Below are 19,170 nucleotides of genomic sequence, written 5' to 3'. Positions count from 1 at the left end.
GGCATAATGTGCACATATTCAACAATGCCAGTTAGTCGTATATTTCACCGCATTTTTGGCGGTTAGTACGGTTAACGATTTTATAAGGAAGCTTTGCTAATGAGTCAGACCGCCCCTTATGTTTTAGTGCTTTATTATTCTAATTACGGTACGACTAAGACATTAGCATACGCTATTGCTCAAGGTATTGAAGATGCTGGCATGACTGCGCGTATTCGTACTGTACCGACAGTGGCACCTGAAACCACATCAAGTAAGCCTGCGATACCTGATGAGGGTGACTTGTACTGTACGATGGACGATCTTAAAAACTGTAGCGGTCTTGCGCTTGGTAGCCCAACACACTTTGGTAATATGGCAGCGCCTATGAAGTATTTTTGGGATAATACCGTGACCTTATGGCTGGCAGGAAACCTACAGAACAAACCTGCATCAGTGTTTACGGCCACAGGTTCTATGCATGGTGGACAAGAGACTACATTGCTGACAATGATGTTGCCGCTGATGCATCACGGTATGGTCATCGTAGGTGTACCTTATGCAGAGCCAGCACTGAATCGTACGCATCGCGGCGGTACGCCTTACGGTGCCAGCCATGTCAGTGGAGCAGCGCATGATCAGCCAATATCTGCTGACGAACGAGATTTGGGTATTGCGCAGGGTCACCGTTTGGCGATTACCGCGGCGGCATTAGCACAGGCTAATTGGAACCGATAAGTAGTTTTTATAAACCTGCTAACTCGAATTGTCTAAGTCTCAAAATCTACAAGAGCTACATTATTAATGTTCAGCAGTATATTATTCATTTAGGAAATCAAAATATCTAATGGCTACCAACCGCTCTACTACAAAGCCTCAAAAAACGGCTAAGCCTATCACACCCATCGCACGGCGTTTGATGGTAACGTGGTTAATTTGGCTAGTTTATAGACTGCTCGGATTGCCTATATTTATTAGTATCTTTAATCCTAGTAGTCCTGATATTGTGGGCGGTATTGCTTGGCAGGCATTATGGCTTGTGCCAGCATTGATTTTGACCCCGTGGATACTGCGCGGTCGTTCACCTTATGCATTGTTGATAAGCAGTATGTTTACCTTAGTATATTTGGGTGCGAGTGGGGTGGTGCTATTTACGCGTATATATGGCAGCAGCTGGGCTGAAATTGCTGTGTATGCAACGGACTTCTTATTACTGCTGGCCATTAATGTTTGGCTATTCATTTTACTCAAACGTTTGCCTTCAATGAACAACGTTGTGAAGAAACCCCGTCAATGATCTAGTCTATTTGATACTTATTAAGTTATATCTAACCATTTAAAGCCATAAAAAAGCGGCGCTCCGAATAGAGCGCCGCTTTTTTTATTTATCACTTTAAAAATAAATGGATTAGTTGGCTTTAGTCAATTCTAAATCCATTTTCTTACCATCGTTAATTTGGCTAACTTTAACGGGTAGGTAGTCTAAGCTTGGTGCTAACCAAAAGCTGGTAGAGCGGCTATTGTCATCGTGGATGCGGTCAACACGAACCGTATCAAATGTACCCGCTGGTACGGTAACTTTAGTGTTGCCTGATTTTTTAAATGGTGTCTTCTCAATTTTGTCTTTTTTCGCCATGTAATAGTTACCAGAGAATTTACCGTTTAATAAATCCTGACGAATCTGTACCTCAAGGCTCAAATCATCAAAGGCTTGTTGCGACATGTTCATAGTCGTCGACTTGCCCTTGTAGTTACTGGTAACTTTTTTGCTGCTCGGATTGAAGTCTAGTTTATGTGTGCGACCCATGCCGAGTAATTTATAAGTGGTGCTAGCTTGCGTTGGACTGACATTGTTGCCATTAATCGTAAAGGTACTGTTTTGCGAAGCGCTAGCCACACCAGCAACGCGAGCCTTGACGTTATATTTCCACGTATTGCCAGATTTGCTTAGCGTACGGGTTGCTGTGCCTTTGTATTTGTCTTCAACGGTAAAGCTATAATTCGCAGTTGATGGTTGAATAGTTTTTGCGCTAGCAAGGGTAGGTGCGGTCATACCTAAAGCTCCAACAGTAGAGATACTAATGCCTGTTACTAAGGCAGATAAAAATTTAGATGGACTACGTTTTGCGTTATTAGCTGACTTATTAGCATTGCCGTTTGATAGTTTTTTGTGCATTGATGAAAAACTCATAGATACCCCTTCATTAATTTATTGCCAACATAGCAACTTTTTCGTTCGTTCTTATTATGTTTACCAGACTTATAATGGTCATACGCTGTTACATTTTCAAGCGTGGTGTTATACCGCTTCGTGTAGTGCGTGTAGCAAATGTTTCTATAGCCAATTTCGTATTAATCAAAATATAGGCTTAGATAGATGATAATTTTGAATATCGCTATTTCTTATCCTGTGTTCGATTAGTCTCTCGACCTTAATAAGCGTTATTCATTGATATGGAGTGTTAATCGATAAATTTTTGCAAAATAATCTTGTAAATTTTTAGGCTTTACACTTGAACCAAACTCATCTTGCCCCCACTTTTTGATACAAGCTCAAGGCTTATCTACAAAACATTGTTTTTGGCAGTGTTCCCTATAGATACTGGTGTTGAGACATTAATTCAAATAAACCCTTAATTTTATTAATCAACTTTTGGAGTCATATCGATGAACATTCGTCCTTTACATGACCGTATTGTCGTCCGCCGCATAGAAGAAGAAACAAAGACTGCTGGTGGTATCTTGCTTCCTGGTTCAGCGCAAGAAAAACCTTCACAAGGTGAAGTGCTTGCTGTTGGTAATGGTCAAGTTCGTGATAACGGTGAAACTCGTGCGTTAGATGTAAAAGCTGGCGACAAAGTGTTGTTCGGTCAATATGCTGGTCAAACCGTCAAGGTCGACGGTGAAGAATTATTGATTATGAAAGAGTCTGATGTATTGGGTGTGCTAGAAGGCTAGTCCTTGTGAGTATTATTTTATACTCAGCATATTTTAATCACAGTTTCTGATAACCGCTTTTGATAAGCAAATATCAAATCAATCAATTGTATTCTCATACTTATAATAGTGGAGTAATTTAACATGGCAAAAGACGTAAAATTCGGCATTGATGCCCGTAAACAAATGATGGACGGCGTAAACGTTCTAGCGAACGCAGTACGTGTAACATTAGGTCCTAAAGGTCGCAACGTAGTTATCGACAAATCATTTGGCGCACCTACCATCACTAAAGATGGTGTTTCAGTTGCCAAAGAAATCGAGCTAGAAAACAAATTTGAAAACATGGGCGCTCAGCTAGTACGTGAAGTAGCGAGTCGCACTAATGATGTTGCTGGTGATGGTACAACTACTGCGACTGTATTGGCTCAGTCTATCTTGCAAGAAGGCATGAAGTCAGTTGCTGCTGGCATGAACCCAATGGATCTTAAACGTGGTATCGACAAAGCGGTACGCGAGGCAGTTAAAGAAATCCACAATCTATCAACGCCAGCTGACGATCACAAAGCAATCGCTCAAGTTGGTTCTATCTCTGCAAACTCAGACACCAAAATCGGTGAGCTGATCTCGCAAGCGATGGAAAAAGTTGGTAAGCAGGGCGTTATCACTGTTGAAGAAGGTTCAAGCTTTGAAGATACCCTAGAAGTTGTAGAAGGTATGCAGTTTGACCGTGGTTATATCAGCCCATACTTCGCAAACAAGCAAGACAGCCTAACGGCTGAATTTGAAAACCCATATATCTTATTGGTTGACAAAAAAATCAGCAACATCCGCGAAATCGTGCCATTACTTGAGCAAGTCATGCAGCAAAGCAAGCCATTGCTAATCATTGCTGAAGATGTAGAAAATGAAGCATTGGCAACATTAGTTGTAAACAACATGCGTGGCGGCTTGAAAACTTGTGCTGTTAAAGCACCAGGTTTCGGCGATCGTCGCAAAGCAATGTTAGAAGATATCGCGACTCTAACTGGCGGTACAGTAATTTCTGAAGAAATTGGCCTAAGCTTAGAGACTGCTACTCTAGAGCAACTTGGTACCGCTAAGAAAGTCACTGTCGGTAAAGAAAACACCGTGATCGTTGATGGCGCTGGCAACAAAGCTGACATCGAAAACCGTGTTGAGTCTATTAATCGTCAGATCGCTGAATCTACTTCTGATTACGACAAAGAAAAGCTACAAGAACGTGTTGCTAAACTAGCAGGCGGCGTAGCAGTGATCAAAGTCGGCGCAGCAACCGAAACAGAAATGAAAGAGAAGAAAGACCGTGTTGACGATGCGCTACATGCAACTCGTGCAGCAGTTGAAGAAGGTGTTGTACCTGGTGGCGGTGTTGCCTTGGTACGTGCGATCAGCGCATTGTCTGAACTTCAAGGTGAGAATGACGATCAAAACGCAGGTATGAATATCCTTCGTCGTGCGATGGAAGCGCCATTGCGCCAAATCGTGACCAATGCTGGTGAAGAAGCATCAGTTGTAGTGAACGAAGTGAAAAATGGCAGCGGTAACTATGGTTACAACGCGGCAACTGGTGAGTACGGTGACATGCTAGAGATGGGTATCCTTGATCCAGCTAAAGTATCACGCTCAGCACTAGAGAATGCAGCATCTGTTGCAGGCCTAATGCTAACGACTGAAGTGATGATCACTGATCTACCACAAAGTGATGACGGCATGGCTGCTATGGGCGGCGGTGCTGGTGGAATGGGCGGTATGGGTGGAATGGGCGGCATGATGTAATTTTACTTCTGCTACAAAGTGGTTTATCTGAGTTAGATACGCTCAATGTACAATAAGTACGATTTTTGCTTATCTTCCTCGTCAAATCGCTTTTGCTAAAAGTATGATTTTATCATAAAGTCTATTTGACTATTAAAAGCTCTGTTATCGAAAGATAGCAGGGCTTTTTTGTGTTTGTTTTAAGGCAATAATTCGCATTGTACAGAAAACCAAAATAAGGATAACTGAGTAAAATTATCCATCACTTAATAATATTAGTATTACTAATATTAATTTAAATTTTCAATTAATAATTTATTAGGATATAGTTGATAGAGCGAATATATTCGCTGATGGCGCTTTGGTTCAGAAGTAATAAATCAACTCAAAAGGAATTCACAATGAAGATTTTATCGATTGCAATGGTAGCATCAGCCTTAGTGTTAGCTTCTGCTAGTAGTTCAGCTGATCCTAGCGTAGATAGATTCAAAACCCAAAAGCCAATGGAGATGTCTAGCGTTGCTCAGTCTAAAGTTATGCAATTATCATTTGATAATAAAGAGCGTAATATAGGTGAGAAAGAGATTTATGAACAAATTATGAAAGGTGCTAAGGAAAATGGTTTTGAGCTTAAGGAAGTAGAAGCAATGAAAATCGCTCACATCGTTGACGGCGCTTTAGAAAACGAACCACCAGAAGCGGCTTCTATTAGTATAAAAATCACATTAAAAATTTATTTGAAAAGACCACTTAGGATAGATCTTGAAGTGGATATCACGCCTTAAGTACTGCAGCTAGAAAATACCATAGCACTATTTAACTGACAGTTATTACGCCGCCGTAGGTTTGCTTACGCCGGCTTTAACTCTGTAATGAATAAAAAATCTATGGTATCAATTTAAATTAAGTCAAAATTCTATTATTGGTCTACTATTGGTCTACACTATCCCGTCTAAAAACCTAAGTCTTATCATCATACACTTCTTGATAATAGCAATATTCTGTCAAATTCAAACGAACTCATCATAGTCTTGCTACTCGCTAATTATTGAGCAAGATATTGTCTTCCTAATCAATATAAAAGAACCTTACACAAAAATAGGTAAAGTTGTCTTATTGATTACCTTTCTCACCGATAGATGGGTATGTATGTCTTTTACACTAGCAAGCTTATTTAGCTTACGTGTGAATCGCTCATAACCATCGAGATTGGGGCTTACCACTTCCAACAAATAATCATAAGAACCCGATACCACATGTCCGTTAATGACCTCGTCTATATTGGATAAGGCTTGTTCGAAAGCTGCAATAGAGTCTTCTTGGTGATTGTTGAGACTGACCTCCACAAAAAAACTCATCATAATGCCCGCTTTGGCTTTACTTATGTTCGCCTGATAGTTCTCTATATAACCTTCGTCTTCTAGACGTTTTAGGCGTCGTGCGCAAGGAGACGGTGACAGCCCTATGCGTTCGGACAGCTCCGCCGTAGATAAGCGCGCTTCTCTCTGGAGCACTTCCAAGATATGGCGATCAATTTTGTCCATAATTTACCTTTTGGCTTTTTAAGTCAATAATTTTGATTTAATTAGCATTATCCACCAAATATTTGCAAAATTGCAATGAATAAATAGAGATAAAAGCGCGTATTTTAATCGATAATTGGTCTTTGTATACCAGCATAAGACATGACTATGAATACGATATTTCACCCCTCATCACGCAAAAATCCTTTGTTTATTATGTCGCCACTAACCAAAGGCTATGTGGCTATGAGCGTCGTATTATTAATTTGGTCAGGATTTGCGTTGACTGTCCGAGCGGTTGGGGCGTCGTCGTTAAGCATTGCGGATGTCATGCTCATTCGCTTTAGTGTACCGCTAGTCTTATTGACTCCTTGGATACTCTCTAGTTTGAATGAAATCAAAAGCATAAGACTGCCAGATATCATGTTTATTTTACTTGGTGGTGTGCCTTTTCTTTTGTTGGCTGCTTTTGGTGCCAGTACGGTGCCAGCAGCTTACGTTGGCACTATTTTGACAGGGACACCAGTCTTCTTTGCCGCATTATTGTCCTTTATTTTTTATCGTCAGCGAATATCATTAAGGAAGTTTGCCGCATTAGTCCTTATTCTTTTTGGTATCGCTACTATGATTGGCGGACGTGCACAGGCAGTACCCAATAGCCTTCTGTATGGTGTGGGGTTATTGTTGATAGCAAGCCTGATTTGGGCGGGTTATACCTTGGGATTAAAAAGCACCAAGTTGAGTCCAATAGTCATCGCTATCGTGCTTTCTTATACCTCTTTTTCTCTGACATTGATGATGGTTCTGTCTGGTATGGTAGAGACGAATATAGGGTCTGTATCTTTTGATGACGCACTTCCATTTATCCTAGTACAAGGCCTTGGTGTAGGGGTGGTATCAACCATTGCATTTTCTTATGCTGTCAAACAATTGGGCTCCATTCGTACCTTATTACTTGGCTCTTTGTCCCCAGGACTCACTGCCATACTCGCTGCGCTGATACTCAATGAGTCCCTATCAGTTATCATGATATGCGGTATCATACTCAGTACTATTGGCGTCATCTGGTCTAATCGAGCAAAATAAATTAATTAAGGAAGTATCATGATGCTAAACAATATGCCTGTTATCAATGGTGATCCACTATGGGCATTGTTAGGTAGGTTTCGCGCTGACCAGCGTAAACATAAAATAGATTTATTGGTTGGTGTTTATCGAGACGAGCATGGCAATACGCCCGTGATGAAAACAGTGCAAGACGCAGAAATACATCTTGCTCATGAAGCTCATTCAAAGGCTTATGGCATGCTATCGGGTAACGCTAATTTTAATCAACAAATGGCAAAATTTGTACTGGGTGAGAGTCCAAGTCTAAAGAACCTATGCACGATTCAAACGGTGGGGGCATCAGGTGCGTTACGACTCATTGCTGATTTGGTCGCCACGCTCTCTCCAAACTCGACCGTTTGGATCAGTAACCCTGGTTATATCAATCATCGTCCGCTGATGGAAGGTGCTGGGTTAACGGTTGATACGTATCCATGGCAAAATAAAAATGGACAATTAGATATTGATGCGTGCTTTGCCGCGCTGGAAAAAGCTAAAGAGGGAGACGTGCTGTTATTGCATGCGTGCTGCCACAACCCTACCGGTATAGATCCTTCTTTAGAGCAGTGGCAGCTGTTCTCTGATAAGTGTAAACAAAAAAATATTGTTCCGTTTATTGATATGGCCTATCAAGGTTTTGGAGATGAGCCTGATAGCGATGCTGCAGGGCTTCGTTTAATGATCGAAGATGCTGAGTTTGCATTTATCGCCGCCAGCTGTTCAAAGAATATGGGACTGTACAACGAGCGGACGGGTATCGCCACGGTGGTAACGACGAACCATGAGCAACACGCAGATATACAGACACTCTTAGAAACCATTACACGCGCCAATTACTCCATGCCGCCCAATCACGGTGCCGCAGTTGCGTCTTATTTGCTAGACAACCCAGACGCTTGGCTAGTAGAGCTGGCAAGCTACCGTGATAGGGTAGATACTATTCGCCAAGCATTAGGCACAGCTTTAAAGGATAGAGGTGCACCTGCAGAATTTTTGGACATCTCGCACCAAAAAGGTATGTTTTCTCTATTACCGCTAACCGAAAATCAAATGCTCGTATTGCAAGATGAGTTCGCGATTTACGGCATGCCAAATGGCAGAATCAATATTGCCGGTTTGAAAATGACAGAAATTCCTCAACTGGCTGATGCTATCATGTCGATTGTTTCACGTTAGAGAATAACTTTTATGGCTCAGTGCAATGGTTTCAACCATTAGTCGCAACAGTAAGAAGAGTGGGACTATTGTGATGTATTGGTATGTTGAGTGAAAAATATTCGATAAATAGGCTAGAAGCACTGAATACCAAGTTTTGAATGACTTCTAGCGACTATAGTAAATATATTTTTATATCAAATTACTGATTCACCGCATCACGTCTAAATGTCCACGTCTTATCATCAGAAGCGTCCTCACAATAATAATATCCCGCCAAATCAAACTGCTTTAGCTGCTCAGCAAGAGTCAACTTATTATCAGCTGCATACTTGACCATCAAACCACGTGCCTTTTTGGCGTAAAAGCTAATCACTTTATATTGCCCATTTTTTTCGTCTTCAAATCGTGGGGTGATAATATCAGCATTCAATGCTTTTTTCTTTACCGCTTTAAAGTACTCGTTTGAGGCCAGATTCACCAATACCTTGTCATCGTTATCATTCATCCGTGTATTGATAACGTTAGTCACTTCCTCACCCCAAAATTCATAAAGGTTGTCACCGCGTTCGTTTTTCAGCTTGGTACCCATCTCTAAGCGATACGGCTGAATCAAATCTAACGGTTTAAGCACACCATACAGTCCTGACAGAATTCCTAAATGCTCATTGACATAAGTAGCGGTATCTTTGTCCATATCATACATATCGAGCCCAGTATAGACATCACCATCGAACAGGTAACCTGCAGGCTTGGCGGCATTATCGGAAGCCTCATTAGTGAACGGTTGCTCTTTGCTCCAACGCCATTGTTGATTGCGTGTGGCATTAAGCTGAGCCAAATCATCAGATATTCTCATTAGCTCTTGTAGGTCAACTGGTTCTTTTGATTTTAGTACTTTCATCAGTTCTTGTGAGCGTTCGATCAGCTCGGGCTGACTATAGTAGTTGCCTAAGTTTACTGGTATGGCGTCTGTTTCGTTCAGAGACTTGGCAGGGGAGAGTAAAAAATACATGGCTATTCCTTATTATAATGAGTCAATAGTCCAAATTAACAATGGAGATATCAAAGTGTTTCTCCTCTCTATTATACGGTAGTTGTAGGAGGAAGTTGACTGACTCATCACTGTTTTAGGTTTTTTATATCATGCTTAGAATGTGTATAAATTTAAAGAGTTATAGAAAATATCGATAGAGTAGATTGTACAAAATGCTGCGTATTTCTGAAAAATAAAAATTCTCAATATAACAATAAAGACTGAGATATGACACAAATCAATGAATTTTTCTTTTACTTGCGCGTCATCATTAGACAATGAAACTTGATGAATGATATCTCTATAATAAAAAGGCATGATGGAAAACTATCTATCATTTATTAAATTGATAACCTTTGGTCGCTGTAATGGATTAGTCATGATCAAAGGGTTTTGTCCCCTGTGCTTTTTAGGATGTGCGTTGAGGGTATTAAAGGTAGTCGTGAAACGTAAATATAGTCATTGGACGTAAGTAAGGAGACGGTATGAAAATCGGTGTAATCAGTGCAGATATCACGAGCGAGAGCCGTGTAGCCATAACCCCAGACGCAGTCAAAAAGTTGCGCAAACTTGGGTTTGAAGTCGTCATTCAGTCAGGTGCAGGTCAGGCAGCATATTATGCTGATGCGTTGTATCAGGCTGCGGGTGCCGACATTGCAAGTAGTCGCACCGAGGTGATTAGCCAGTCTAAGATTATTACCACCGTCAATGACCTACCAGCTGAAGCTACCCAAAGCTTGTCGTCTGGTCAGATCGTCATTGGTATGCTCGACCCGTATCGCAACACTCAGCTTGACACTTATGCGGCCAAAGGCGCGACTGTATTTGCGATGGAATTATTGCCTCGTACACTGTCACGTGCACAGAATATGGATGTATTGTCATCACAAGCCAACCTTGCTGGTTATAAAGCCGTATTGCTGGCGGCCAATGAGTATTCGCGTCCTTTCCCCATGTTTATGACCTCAGCAGGGACAGTCAAACCAGCCAAGGTCGTTATCTTGGGCGTTGGTGTTGCAGGTTTGCAGGCGATTGCGACGGCGAAGCGTTTGGGTGCAGTGGTAGAAGCCAGCGACTTACGTCCGACTGCTCGCGAGCAAGTGGAATCACTTGGTGGTAAATGGCTTGATGTGCCGATGAGCGCAGAAGAGGCTGAAACAGCCAAGTCTACCGGCGGTTATGCGTGGACGCCATCAGAGCAATATGTCAAAGACCAAGCCGCTGTCGTAGATAAAGCGCTCAGCAACGCTGACATCGTTATTACTACAGCGCAGATTCCTGGTCGTAATGCCCCGCGTCTGGTACATGGCGCAACGCTTGCCAAAATGAAGGCGGGATCTGTATTAATTGATATGGCTGCAGGTACAGGTGGTAACGTTGAAGGCAGTGTGCCGAACGAAACCATCACCACAGACAACGGTGTACGTATCGTCGGTGCTGCCAATATTCCGTCACAGCTCGCAGCACAGTCTTCAGACTTGTATGCAAACAACCTTGTTAATTTTATCACGACATTGATTGCACCTGCTGGCGATGACGCTTCAGCTAACTTGGCACTTAACTTAGACATGGAAGACGAAATTCAGGGCGCACTGGCAGTGACACATGATAGTCAGGTACGACTAGCCAAACGCTAGTTTAACTATTTACTACCACATATTTTGTCACTACACATTTGCCAGTAATGAATAAATTTTTAGGAGGATTAGATGATTGCCACTATTTTAGCTGCAGCACCAGCCGGTGCAGCCATGAGTAGCACACCATTTGTAGCGATTTTCACTGTATTTGTGCTCGCTGTTTTTGTTGGATACTACGTGGTTTGGGGCGTTACGCCTGCATTGCACACGCCATTGATGGCAGTAACCAATGCTTTGTCAAGTATCGTCATCGTGGGTGCGATGCTACAGACCGTCAATATTGATGGCTCAATGTTTACGCCGACTAGTTTACTTGGTGCCTTTGCGGTATTTTTGGCCAGTATTAATATTTTTGGTGGTTTTGCCGTGACTGAGCGTATGCTTGCCATGTTTAAACCGAAAGTAAAAAAAGCACCAGTAGCAACCACTGATGTTGGAGGTGACGCATGAATGATTTATCAACAATGATTGCGGCAAATGCAGATTGGTTCTATCTAGTCGGCGCTATCCTTTTTGTCTTAACGTTACGTGGTTTGTCTAGCCCAAAGACAGCGATTCGTGGTAACCGCTTTGGTATGGCAGCAATGGCAATTGCTGTTGTAACGACCTTCTTTCTAGCAGAAGGCCCTGTGCTTTGGTTGATCATCGGTGCGATGATTTTGGGTGCGCTTGTTGGCATGTGGAAAGCGAAAACAGTTGCCATGACTCAGATGCCAGAAACGGTTGCTTTGATGCATTCGTTTGTTGGTTTAGCAGCGGTTGCGATTGCACTGGCGACGGTATTGCACACTGAACAGCAGCATGGTGCCGTTGCTCGTGTAGAGCTATTTATTGGTTGCTTCATCGGTGCGATTACTTTCTCAGCTTCAGTCTTTGCCTTTGGTAAACTGGCAGCGAAAAGCTGGGCTAAAACACTGGTCGGCGGCTGGGTAAAACCTGTTCAAGCGCTATTATTCATTGCGATGATTGGTTTTGGCGGCGTGTATTTCGTCACTGATTCATTACCAGCATTTTATGCGATGGCAGTGATTGCGGTTATCTTTGGTTGGATGTGGATTGCGCCAATCGGTGGTGGTGATATGCCAGTAGTGGTATCACTATTGAACTCTTTCTCAGGTTGGGCAGCAGCAGGTATTGGTTTCACCCTTGGTAACTCGATGCTGATTATCGCAGGTTCGCTGGTCGGTTCATCAGGTGCGATTTTGTCTTATATCATGTGTAAAGCCATGAACCGCTCACTACTTAACGTCTTGTTTGGTGGTATGGGTACGTCAGCCGTGGCAGCAGGCGGAGATGATGGTGCGCCAAAGAACTATAAAGCAGGTTCTGCAGAAGACGCAGGGTTCCTTATGTCTAATGCCAGTAACGTGGTCATCGTACCAGGTTATGGAATGGCGCAGGGCCGCGCACAGAATGCAGTAAAAGAGTTGTATGAGCTATTAAAAGAAGAAGGTGTCAATGTTCGCTTTGCCATTCACCCAGTTGCGGGTCGTATGCCAGGGCACATGAACGTCCTGCTGGCTGAAGCGGATGTACCTTATGATGATATTTTAGAAATGGACGAGATCAACTCAGACTTCGCGAGTACGGATGTGGTCTTGGTTATTGGTGCAAATGATGTTGTGAATCCATCTGCGAAAGATGATCCTACCTCACCAATTTTTGGTATGCCGATTCTAGAAGTCAGCAAAGCCCAGACGGTCATGGTCATCAAGCGTTCAATGAGTACTGGTTATGCAGGTCTGGATAACAGCTTGTTCTACATGGACAAAACGATGATGATCTTTGGTGATGCAAAGAAAATGGTCGAAGAGATGGTACGTACTATCAATGGCGGCGGTCATTAATCTCTAAGCTATGTTTTTAACCATGATTATTTACAGATAAGTTTTCAAATAAAGAAAGTCACTCAGGTGGCTTTTTTGCGTTAAAGTGGGCGGCACTTATTAACCGACTATAGACTGAGGTTGTTTCCAGTTACGGTCAGCTTTTAATGAGTACAATATTAACAGTGCTTTATATACTTAGTATACGGTTTGCATCTGATTAGCTTGTTAGACAATTTGAACTACTATCAACGATAGACAACCACCAATTATAAATACGATGAACTAAGAGAAAGATTTATGAACATGCTACTGCGTTTTTTTATTATGGTCAGCTTACTTAAACAACAGCTTAAGCATCAACCGACGAGCGAGACAATTAGCTTAGAGACATTAACCGCGCCGACCGTCCGTCATTATCGAATTTTGCCACATGATATGGGATTTCGCGATCACTTGCCCAATTATCGTTATCTGTCATTTATTGAGCTAAACGTGACACGTTGGGTAAAGGCTTGCTGCCACCAGAAAGGCATTAAGCCGCTGAATTGGGTGATTGCCATGCAGGAGATGATCTATCTTAAGCAAATTAAATTTTTGGATAAAATGACACTGAGTAGTGCGGTCGCAGGATGGGATCATAAATACGTATATTTTGAGCATCGATTTTTTGTAAAAAATCAGTTGATGGGCGTTGGTATGACCAAGTTTGTCTTTACAGATAATAAAGGTATGCGCACACCAGAAGTATTAGACATGATTGGCGAGCAGTTAACAGACACTATTAACACATGGAATGAGCATCAAGTCGCTGTAAAATCGATTAAATCAGCCTAAACCATATCGCAAAACAGTATGGAAAAGCAGCATCGTAAAACAACTTGGCTATAATCATTTGCTGAATTTTGGTAGGATAGAGCCCATAAGTCGTCAGTATTAGGACGATAGCCTCTAAAACGATAGCATCGTTTTTAAAGTGATGATTCTCAACACTACTAAAAATAAGGTACCGTTATGACACCACAAAAATTAAAATGGACAGACAGCTTAGATATCGCGATTGAGCTTTATGAGAAATTCCCTGAGACAGACCCACAGTACATTCGCTTTACTGATTTGCATCGCTGGGTCACTGAGCTTGAAGGCTTTGATGATGATCCACAACGCTCAAACGAAGGTATCTTAGAAGCCATTCAAATGAATTGGATTGATGAAGCAGATTAATTGCTTAGGTCTGCCAGTATTAACATAGATAGAAAATAAATAAAAGATAGAGAAGGCCGCATCATGACATCACAAATTAAAGAGCTGCCAGAAGCAATAGCTTGTAGCGGTATCAGCGTTCGTACTACTAACAACGCTGAGATCAGCCATGACACTGCCAAGCTCGGCAGATTATGGCAAAAATTTTACCAAAATTATGCGGGTGAACTCGCTGAGGGTGAAGACATTTATGGTGTCTATCACAACTACGAAAGTGATGATCTAGCAGGGGCGTTTGACGTTGTAGCCAGTTGGAAAAAAGCTAGCGAGCAACAAGACGCTCAGTCAGGTAGCGACAGTGTGGCCAATGCCACTAACCTAGTAACGGTTGAAATTCCTGCAGGAAAGTATCTGGTATTTTCTCAAGAAGGACACATGCCAAATACTGTGATGAATGCATGGGAAAGTGCTTGGGAGTATTTTAATACGCCAGATTGCGAGCATACCCGTACTTTTAAGGTAGATTTTGAGCATTATATCGATGGTAATTTAGAATACGGTCAAGTCGATGTTTATATTGGTATAGAATAAAACCAGTATGAGATAAATCTATTAAAGCAATAAAAAGCGCCAAGTCTGCTATCGGACTTGGCGCTTTTTTAATTTTATCAATGATGATTAATCTAAAAGTAAGTTTTCTAAAATGCCTTCATAAATCTGCGCCAACCTTCCTAAATCATCGACTTCTACTTTTTCATCGACCTGATGAATTGTTGCATTACGTACACCCAGTTCGACCACTTGGGCGCCAGTTGGTGCGATAAAGCGTCCATCAGAAGTACCACCAGAAGTTGATAGCGTTGTATCGATATCAGTTACTTTTTTGATGGCGTTCTGACATGCTGAAACCAATTTTCCCTCAGGAGTCAAAAACGGCTGGCCAGATAATTTCCAATGAATATCGTAGCTTGCTTTACTGTTGGCAAAGTGCTTATCAAAGATAGCATGTGTTTTAGCCTTTAGTTCATCTTCAGTAGTTTCAGTTGAAAAACGGAAGTTAAAGACAACGTTTAGCGTTTCAGGAATAACATTGGTTGCGCCCGTACCACCGTTGATATTTGATATTTGCAACGACGTGGCTGGGAAATAGTCGTTACCGTTGTCCCATGCAGTCGAATTCAGTTCAGACAGGGCAGACATGGCTGCATGAATCGGATTAGAGGCCAGATGCGGATAGGCAACATGGCCTTGTTTACCTGTAACGGTAAGCTCAGCACCGAGTGAGCCACGGCGACCATTTTTGATGATATCGCCTAACGTATCGGTACTTGATGGTTCGCCAACGAGACAATAGGTGATTTTTTCTTGACGCGCTTCTAAAGTCTCGATGACTTTGACCGTACCATTGATTGACGGGCCTTCTTCATCTGAAGTGATCAAAAAGGCAATAGAACCATTATGTTCAGGATAGTTGGCGACAAAACGTTCGGCTGCGATAGTAAAAGCGGCAATGCCCGTTTTCATATCGGCGGCACCGCGCGCCCATAAATACCCATCAGCGATGGTTGGTGCGAAAGGAGGGTAGGTCCAGTTTTTTTCGTCCCCTGTTGGTACGACATCAGTATGACCAGCAAAACAAATGACAGGATTAGTGGTACCGCGACGTGCCCACAAGTTTTTTACTTCGGCATGTTCACCGCTTTGATCTCTATCACCAAAATACATAAACTCACAGTCAAACCCTGCGTTACCTAAGCGCTCTGACAAGATGTCTTGGCAACCATCATCGTCTGGTGTTACTGAAGGGCGCTCCAACAGTGCAATACTTAACTCTAAGGTTTCTTGCTGATGAGTTGTCTGTTGAGATGCGCTTGATTGGTTATGAGAGTCAGACATGAATAAGCCTTTTGTATAATAAATTAAAATGGTAAATATAAATGAGTGGTAGAGGATAAATGCTAAATGGCTATTTCGATAAAGGGTACAAGACCATCACGGCGCATCCAAGTGGCGATAGAATAGCGTTGGCGATATGCAGTTTGTACTTGATGACGTAAGTCGCTGTCAAAAATAATCAGTCTATTGGCAACTGGCATAACCTCGTGATGGATACCATGCTTATCAACGACCTCTAGCGCACCGCCATCGGTTGCTTCCCAGTCATCATTGAGATAAAAAACTGCTGAGATAACGCGTTCATCACGTCCAGCAGGATTGTCACTGTGCCATTGATAGCCAAATCCAGTCGGATAGCACGCATAATGTGCTTCACTATGGCGAATACCAGCGAACAAACTACGATTAAATAGTGAGGCCAAAGTATTGATGCTTTGTAGATAAAAATAACCAGCAAAGAAGTTTTCAGTAATCCAGCGTATTCTATCACCGCGAATACCACTGATGCGAACACCAGCGGTTAGCGCTGCATCACGATAGTCAATAAAACCACTCTCTGCTTGCAGTGCTAATAATGCCGTACTATTGAATACATCATCAATGATGAGCCAACCGTCAGTGACAAAGGTATCGAGCTGTTTATCTGTCAGCTTATCTTCCCAGTTCACCGCAAAGTCAGACATCTGCAATACGTGCTGAGTAGGCGCTTTTTGATTAACATCGTCAGCGTTTGGCAATAGTAGTGGTGGATTATCCTGACCTATCGGATGATCAACGACCAACGCTGTTTTGTTAAGATTGCTAATAATCTGCGTCATTTTATCTCATTATTCTCAGTCAGCTGTCAATATACCGTCATTCAATGCGCTTTTATTGAAAGCACTTACTAAAACCACATTATCTTTTACTCTGCCTATGCTACCATAGATGCAATTTTTCTTATTTAAACTTTTGAGATTATGAACTATAAACACGCCTACCACGCTGGTAACTTTGCTGATGTGGTCAAACACATTTTATTGGTACAACTGCTCAATCAATTGGGGCAAAAAAACAAACCTTTTTATGTGCTTGACGCTTATGGCGGCCGTGGATTGTATTCACTAAGCAGTGAAGAATCGCGCAAAACAGGTGAGGCCAAAGGTGGTATTCAAGCTATTCTAAAAGCAGATACCGAAAAGGCTCCAGCTGCTATCAAAGATTATATGGAAGGTATCAAGCAAGCCAAATTCACTTATGATAATAAAGTCTATCCTGGTTCGCCTTGGTGGATTGCCCATCATATCGAAAAAAATTCAGATGCTGGCGTTCGCGGCGAAGCTTTTGAAGCAAAAGCTAGCGAATATGATGCCTTGAACTATCAGCTACATAAATTACCAATTGGTATTCATCATCGTGATGCCTTTGAAGGTATTACCGCTGTTATTCCACCAAAAGAAAAACGTGGTCTGATTCTGTTGGATCCTCCTTTTGAGCAAGAGCATAAAGACTTTACACGTCTTATTGATTTGCTAGTGGCGTCTTACAATAAATGGCCACAAGGTACTTATGCGCTTTGGTTTCCTATCAAAAACATCGAAGCTGTTGAGCTGTTTTATAAAAAGCTGAAACGTACTGAGATTAGACGTCAGTTAGTTTGTGAGTTAAACATCTATCCTAACGATATTGCAGTAGGTCTGAACGGTACTGGTATGTTAATTATCAATCCGCCATGGCAGTTTGACAACCGTGCGCGTGAGATATTACGTTTCTTGCAGCCAATACTAAAAGTTGATGATGCACCAGACTTGACGCCTGATAGTGCGACCAACGTACGCTGGCTCGTCGGCGAATAGCAATAACGGCCAATAAGGATATTAAGATGACGACTCAGCCACCTATCGGCCAACCGAATAATGCGCCTTTGAACAACGAATCTTTAAACGATGGCTCGTTGCAGGACAATGCAGCAACCCAGCCTCCGTTTGTTGATGAGCATGAGTTTAATATCCGCCTAGCGGATAACGATAGTTACGATGGTTTGACATTTGAGGTGATTGAAGCTGAAGTAGCCGAAGGTAAACGGGTAGTTAGTCGCGGTGTCTATTTAGCACCTAATTTGATTACAACCTTATCACTACTGTCAGGTTTTTACTCGATTTTAGCGAGTACCCAAGGCGAGTTCTACAAAGCAGCTTTGGCTATCTTTTTATCTGGTATTCTTGATGGTGCAGATGGTCGTGTCGCGCGGATGCTCAATGCGCAAAGTCCATTTGGTGAGCAATACGATTCTTTAGCAGATATGCTAGCGTTTGGTGTTGCACCTGCCATCTTAATTTATAGCTTTGCATTAGAGCCGTTGGGTCGTATCGGTATTGGCTGTGCATTTGTCTTTACTGCTTGTGCCGCTTTTCGTCTTGCACGTTTTAACGTTCAAGTCGGCATCGTTGATAAAAAGTACTTTGTTGGTTTAGCCAGTCCACTTGCTGCTATATTGGTGACATCTGCTGTCATGGTTGCAGTCGATCATAATGAATGGATTGGTCAATACGATACAGCTGTCATGCTATTGTTTGCAGCTTGGGTTGTGACTTGCGGTTTATTAATGGTCAGCAATGTCAAGTACTATAGCTTTAAAGAGTTTGACAAAAAGAAAGTACCTTTTGTGGTGCTTATCATTGGGGTGCTGGTCATGAGCATTGTGCTTTATGACATTCCTGTTGGCATTCTAGCTATTGGTATTATTTATGCGTTATCAGGTATTGTGACCACGATTAAAACGAAAGTGAAAAGCTAAGCGCTGTATTTAGATTTTAAAAAGAGGAACTTACCGTCAGGTAAGTTCCTTTTTTGTGCGTGATGTAGCACATTAGCCATTATGAAAAGCTGAATATATAGATATAAAAGCCACTATTTAAAGTTTAATAATGATAGGTTAGAGAAATAGGGTGCAACTGATAAAAAATAGTTGAGGTTATTTATAGACTTTCCTTGTTTTCTATTCAGAACTCCGTATAATGCCACCCAGTCGAAAGGGAAGTAGATGGTTAATTTGAATGATATAAATTATTTGAATTAAATAGAAAATACTTCTTGACTTACAGTTTAAAGAG

General features: G+C 41.9%; 20 protein-coding genes. 15 read left to right on the top strand and 5 right to left on the bottom strand.

The window, feature by feature from the left end; genetic code table 11:
• The first annotated feature begins 99 nt into the window (after positions 1–99).
• Together wrbA and ACT3QR_RS13025 are read left to right on the top strand one after the other, a co-directional pair.
• A complete protein-coding gene (gene wrbA, locus ACT3QR_RS13030) occupies positions 100–717 on the top strand; it encodes an NAD(P)H:quinone oxidoreductase (RefSeq protein ID WP_444521756.1) in 618 nt (205 codons plus the stop codon).
• A gap of 109 nt (positions 718–826) precedes the next feature.
• Positions 827–1,276, top strand: a complete 450-nt coding sequence (locus ACT3QR_RS13025) for a hypothetical protein (RefSeq protein ID WP_444521755.1) — start codon at positions 827–829, stop codon at positions 1,274–1,276.
• 111 nt (positions 1,277–1,387) lie between these two features.
• Here the strand turns inward: ACT3QR_RS13025 and ACT3QR_RS13020 are convergent, their stop codons facing one another.
• Positions 1,388–2,170, bottom strand: coding sequence for a DUF3108 domain-containing protein (locus ACT3QR_RS13020; RefSeq protein ID WP_444521754.1), 783 nt, complete (start codon positions 2,168–2,170; stop codon positions 1,388–1,390).
• 476 nt (positions 2,171–2,646) lie between these two features.
• Between ACT3QR_RS13020 and groES the strand changes: the two genes are divergently transcribed.
• From groES to ACT3QR_RS13005, 3 genes are all read left to right on the top strand, one after another.
• Positions 2,647–2,937, top strand: coding sequence for a co-chaperone GroES (gene groES, locus ACT3QR_RS13015; RefSeq protein WP_057758860.1), 291 nt, complete (start codon positions 2,647–2,649; stop codon positions 2,935–2,937).
• 123 nt (positions 2,938–3,060) lie between these two features.
• Entirely contained in the window at positions 3,061–4,713 is a 1,653-nt protein-coding gene (gene groL, locus ACT3QR_RS13010; RefSeq protein WP_444521753.1) for a chaperonin GroEL, read from the top strand.
• A gap of 380 nt (positions 4,714–5,093) precedes the next feature.
• A complete protein-coding gene (locus ACT3QR_RS13005) occupies positions 5,094–5,477 on the top strand; it encodes a hypothetical protein (protein WP_444521752.1) in 384 nt (127 codons plus the stop codon).
• 303 nt (positions 5,478–5,780) lie between these two features.
• Here the strand turns inward: ACT3QR_RS13005 and ACT3QR_RS13000 are convergent, their stop codons facing one another.
• On the bottom strand, positions 5,781–6,236 hold the full coding sequence (locus ACT3QR_RS13000; protein WP_444521751.1) for an Lrp/AsnC family transcriptional regulator: 456 nt from the start codon (positions 6,234–6,236) through the stop codon (positions 5,781–5,783).
• A 147-nt stretch (positions 6,237–6,383) separates the two neighbouring features.
• Between ACT3QR_RS13000 and ACT3QR_RS12995 the strand changes: the two genes are divergently transcribed.
• Both ACT3QR_RS12995 and ACT3QR_RS12990 read left to right on the top strand, forming a co-directional pair.
• Complete coding sequence (locus ACT3QR_RS12995; RefSeq protein WP_444521750.1) at positions 6,384–7,301, top strand: DMT family transporter; 918 nt, start codon at positions 6,384–6,386, stop codon at positions 7,299–7,301.
• Between the two features lie 18 nt (positions 7,302–7,319).
• The gene (locus ACT3QR_RS12990) at positions 7,320–8,498 is read left to right on the top strand and encodes an aromatic amino acid transaminase (protein WP_444521749.1); all 1,179 of its coding nucleotides are present in this window, start codon (positions 7,320–7,322) and stop codon (positions 8,496–8,498) included.
• 181 nt (positions 8,499–8,679) lie between these two features.
• Here the strand turns inward: ACT3QR_RS12990 and yaaA are convergent, their stop codons facing one another.
• Positions 8,680–9,492, bottom strand: coding sequence for a peroxide stress protein YaaA (yaaA, locus tag ACT3QR_RS12985; RefSeq protein WP_444521748.1), 813 nt, complete (start codon positions 9,490–9,492; stop codon positions 8,680–8,682).
• A 506-nt stretch (positions 9,493–9,998) separates the two neighbouring features.
• Here yaaA and ACT3QR_RS12980 point away from each other — a divergent pair.
• The 6 genes from ACT3QR_RS12980 to ACT3QR_RS12955 all read left to right on the top strand — a co-directional run bounded on the left by ACT3QR_RS12980 (position 9,999) and on the right by ACT3QR_RS12955 (position 14,773).
• A complete protein-coding gene (locus ACT3QR_RS12980; RefSeq protein ID WP_444521747.1) occupies positions 9,999–11,150 on the top strand; it encodes a Re/Si-specific NAD(P)(+) transhydrogenase subunit alpha in 1,152 nt (383 codons plus the stop codon).
• Positions 11,151–11,222: 72 nt separating this feature from the next.
• Positions 11,223–11,603 (top strand): proton-translocating transhydrogenase family protein, encoded by a 381-nt coding sequence (locus ACT3QR_RS12975; protein WP_444521746.1) that lies wholly within the window; start codon positions 11,223–11,225, stop codon positions 11,601–11,603.
• On the top strand, positions 11,600–13,000 hold the full coding sequence (locus ACT3QR_RS12970; protein ID WP_444521745.1) for an NAD(P)(+) transhydrogenase (Re/Si-specific) subunit beta: 1,401 nt from the start codon (positions 11,600–11,602) through the stop codon (positions 12,998–13,000). The genes ACT3QR_RS12975 and ACT3QR_RS12970 overlap by 4 nt, the downstream gene beginning before the upstream one ends.
• A gap of 279 nt (positions 13,001–13,279) precedes the next feature.
• A complete protein-coding gene (locus tag ACT3QR_RS12965) occupies positions 13,280–13,816 on the top strand; it encodes an acyl-CoA thioesterase (RefSeq protein ID WP_444521744.1) in 537 nt (178 codons plus the stop codon).
• A gap of 177 nt (positions 13,817–13,993) precedes the next feature.
• The gene (gene iscX, locus ACT3QR_RS12960; RefSeq protein ID WP_011279849.1) at positions 13,994–14,203 is read left to right on the top strand and encodes a Fe-S cluster assembly protein IscX; all 210 of its coding nucleotides are present in this window, start codon (positions 13,994–13,996) and stop codon (positions 14,201–14,203) included.
• A 63-nt stretch (positions 14,204–14,266) separates the two neighbouring features.
• On the top strand, positions 14,267–14,773 hold the full coding sequence (locus tag ACT3QR_RS12955) for a GyrI-like domain-containing protein (protein ID WP_444521743.1): 507 nt from the start codon (positions 14,267–14,269) through the stop codon (positions 14,771–14,773).
• Between the two features lie 87 nt (positions 14,774–14,860).
• Here the strand turns inward: ACT3QR_RS12955 and dapE are convergent, their stop codons facing one another.
• Together dapE and ACT3QR_RS12945 are read right to left on the bottom strand one after the other, a co-directional pair.
• Entirely contained in the window at positions 14,861–16,078 is a 1,218-nt protein-coding gene (dapE, locus tag ACT3QR_RS12950; protein WP_444521742.1) for a succinyl-diaminopimelate desuccinylase, read from the bottom strand.
• Positions 16,079–16,140: 62 nt separating this feature from the next.
• A complete protein-coding gene (locus ACT3QR_RS12945) occupies positions 16,141–16,896 on the bottom strand; it encodes a 2OG-Fe(II) oxygenase (RefSeq protein ID WP_444521741.1) in 756 nt (251 codons plus the stop codon).
• A 141-nt stretch (positions 16,897–17,037) separates the two neighbouring features.
• Here ACT3QR_RS12945 and ACT3QR_RS12940 point away from each other — a divergent pair, with 141 nt between their 5' ends.
• Together ACT3QR_RS12940 and pssA are read left to right on the top strand one after the other, a co-directional pair.
• Positions 17,038–17,913 carry a 23S rRNA (adenine(2030)-N(6))-methyltransferase RlmJ gene (locus tag ACT3QR_RS12940; RefSeq protein WP_444521740.1) on the top strand — a complete coding sequence of 292 codons (876 nt, stop codon included), beginning with the start codon at positions 17,038–17,040 and terminating at the stop codon, positions 17,911–17,913.
• A gap of 26 nt (positions 17,914–17,939) precedes the next feature.
• Positions 17,940–18,854 carry a CDP-diacylglycerol--serine O-phosphatidyltransferase gene (pssA, locus tag ACT3QR_RS12935; RefSeq protein WP_444521739.1) on the top strand — a complete coding sequence of 305 codons (915 nt, stop codon included), beginning with the start codon at positions 17,940–17,942 and terminating at the stop codon, positions 18,852–18,854.
• The last annotated feature ends 316 nt before the right edge of the window (positions 18,855–19,170 follow it).

Origin of the sequence: Psychrobacter sp. AOP7-B1-25, from assembly GCF_052376195.1 — a bacterium.
Taxonomy (GTDB): domain Bacteria; phylum Pseudomonadota; class Gammaproteobacteria; order Pseudomonadales; family Moraxellaceae; genus Psychrobacter.
The sequence above is the reverse complement of the archived record's forward strand: the minus strand, read 5'-3'. Positions and strand labels throughout refer to the sequence as shown.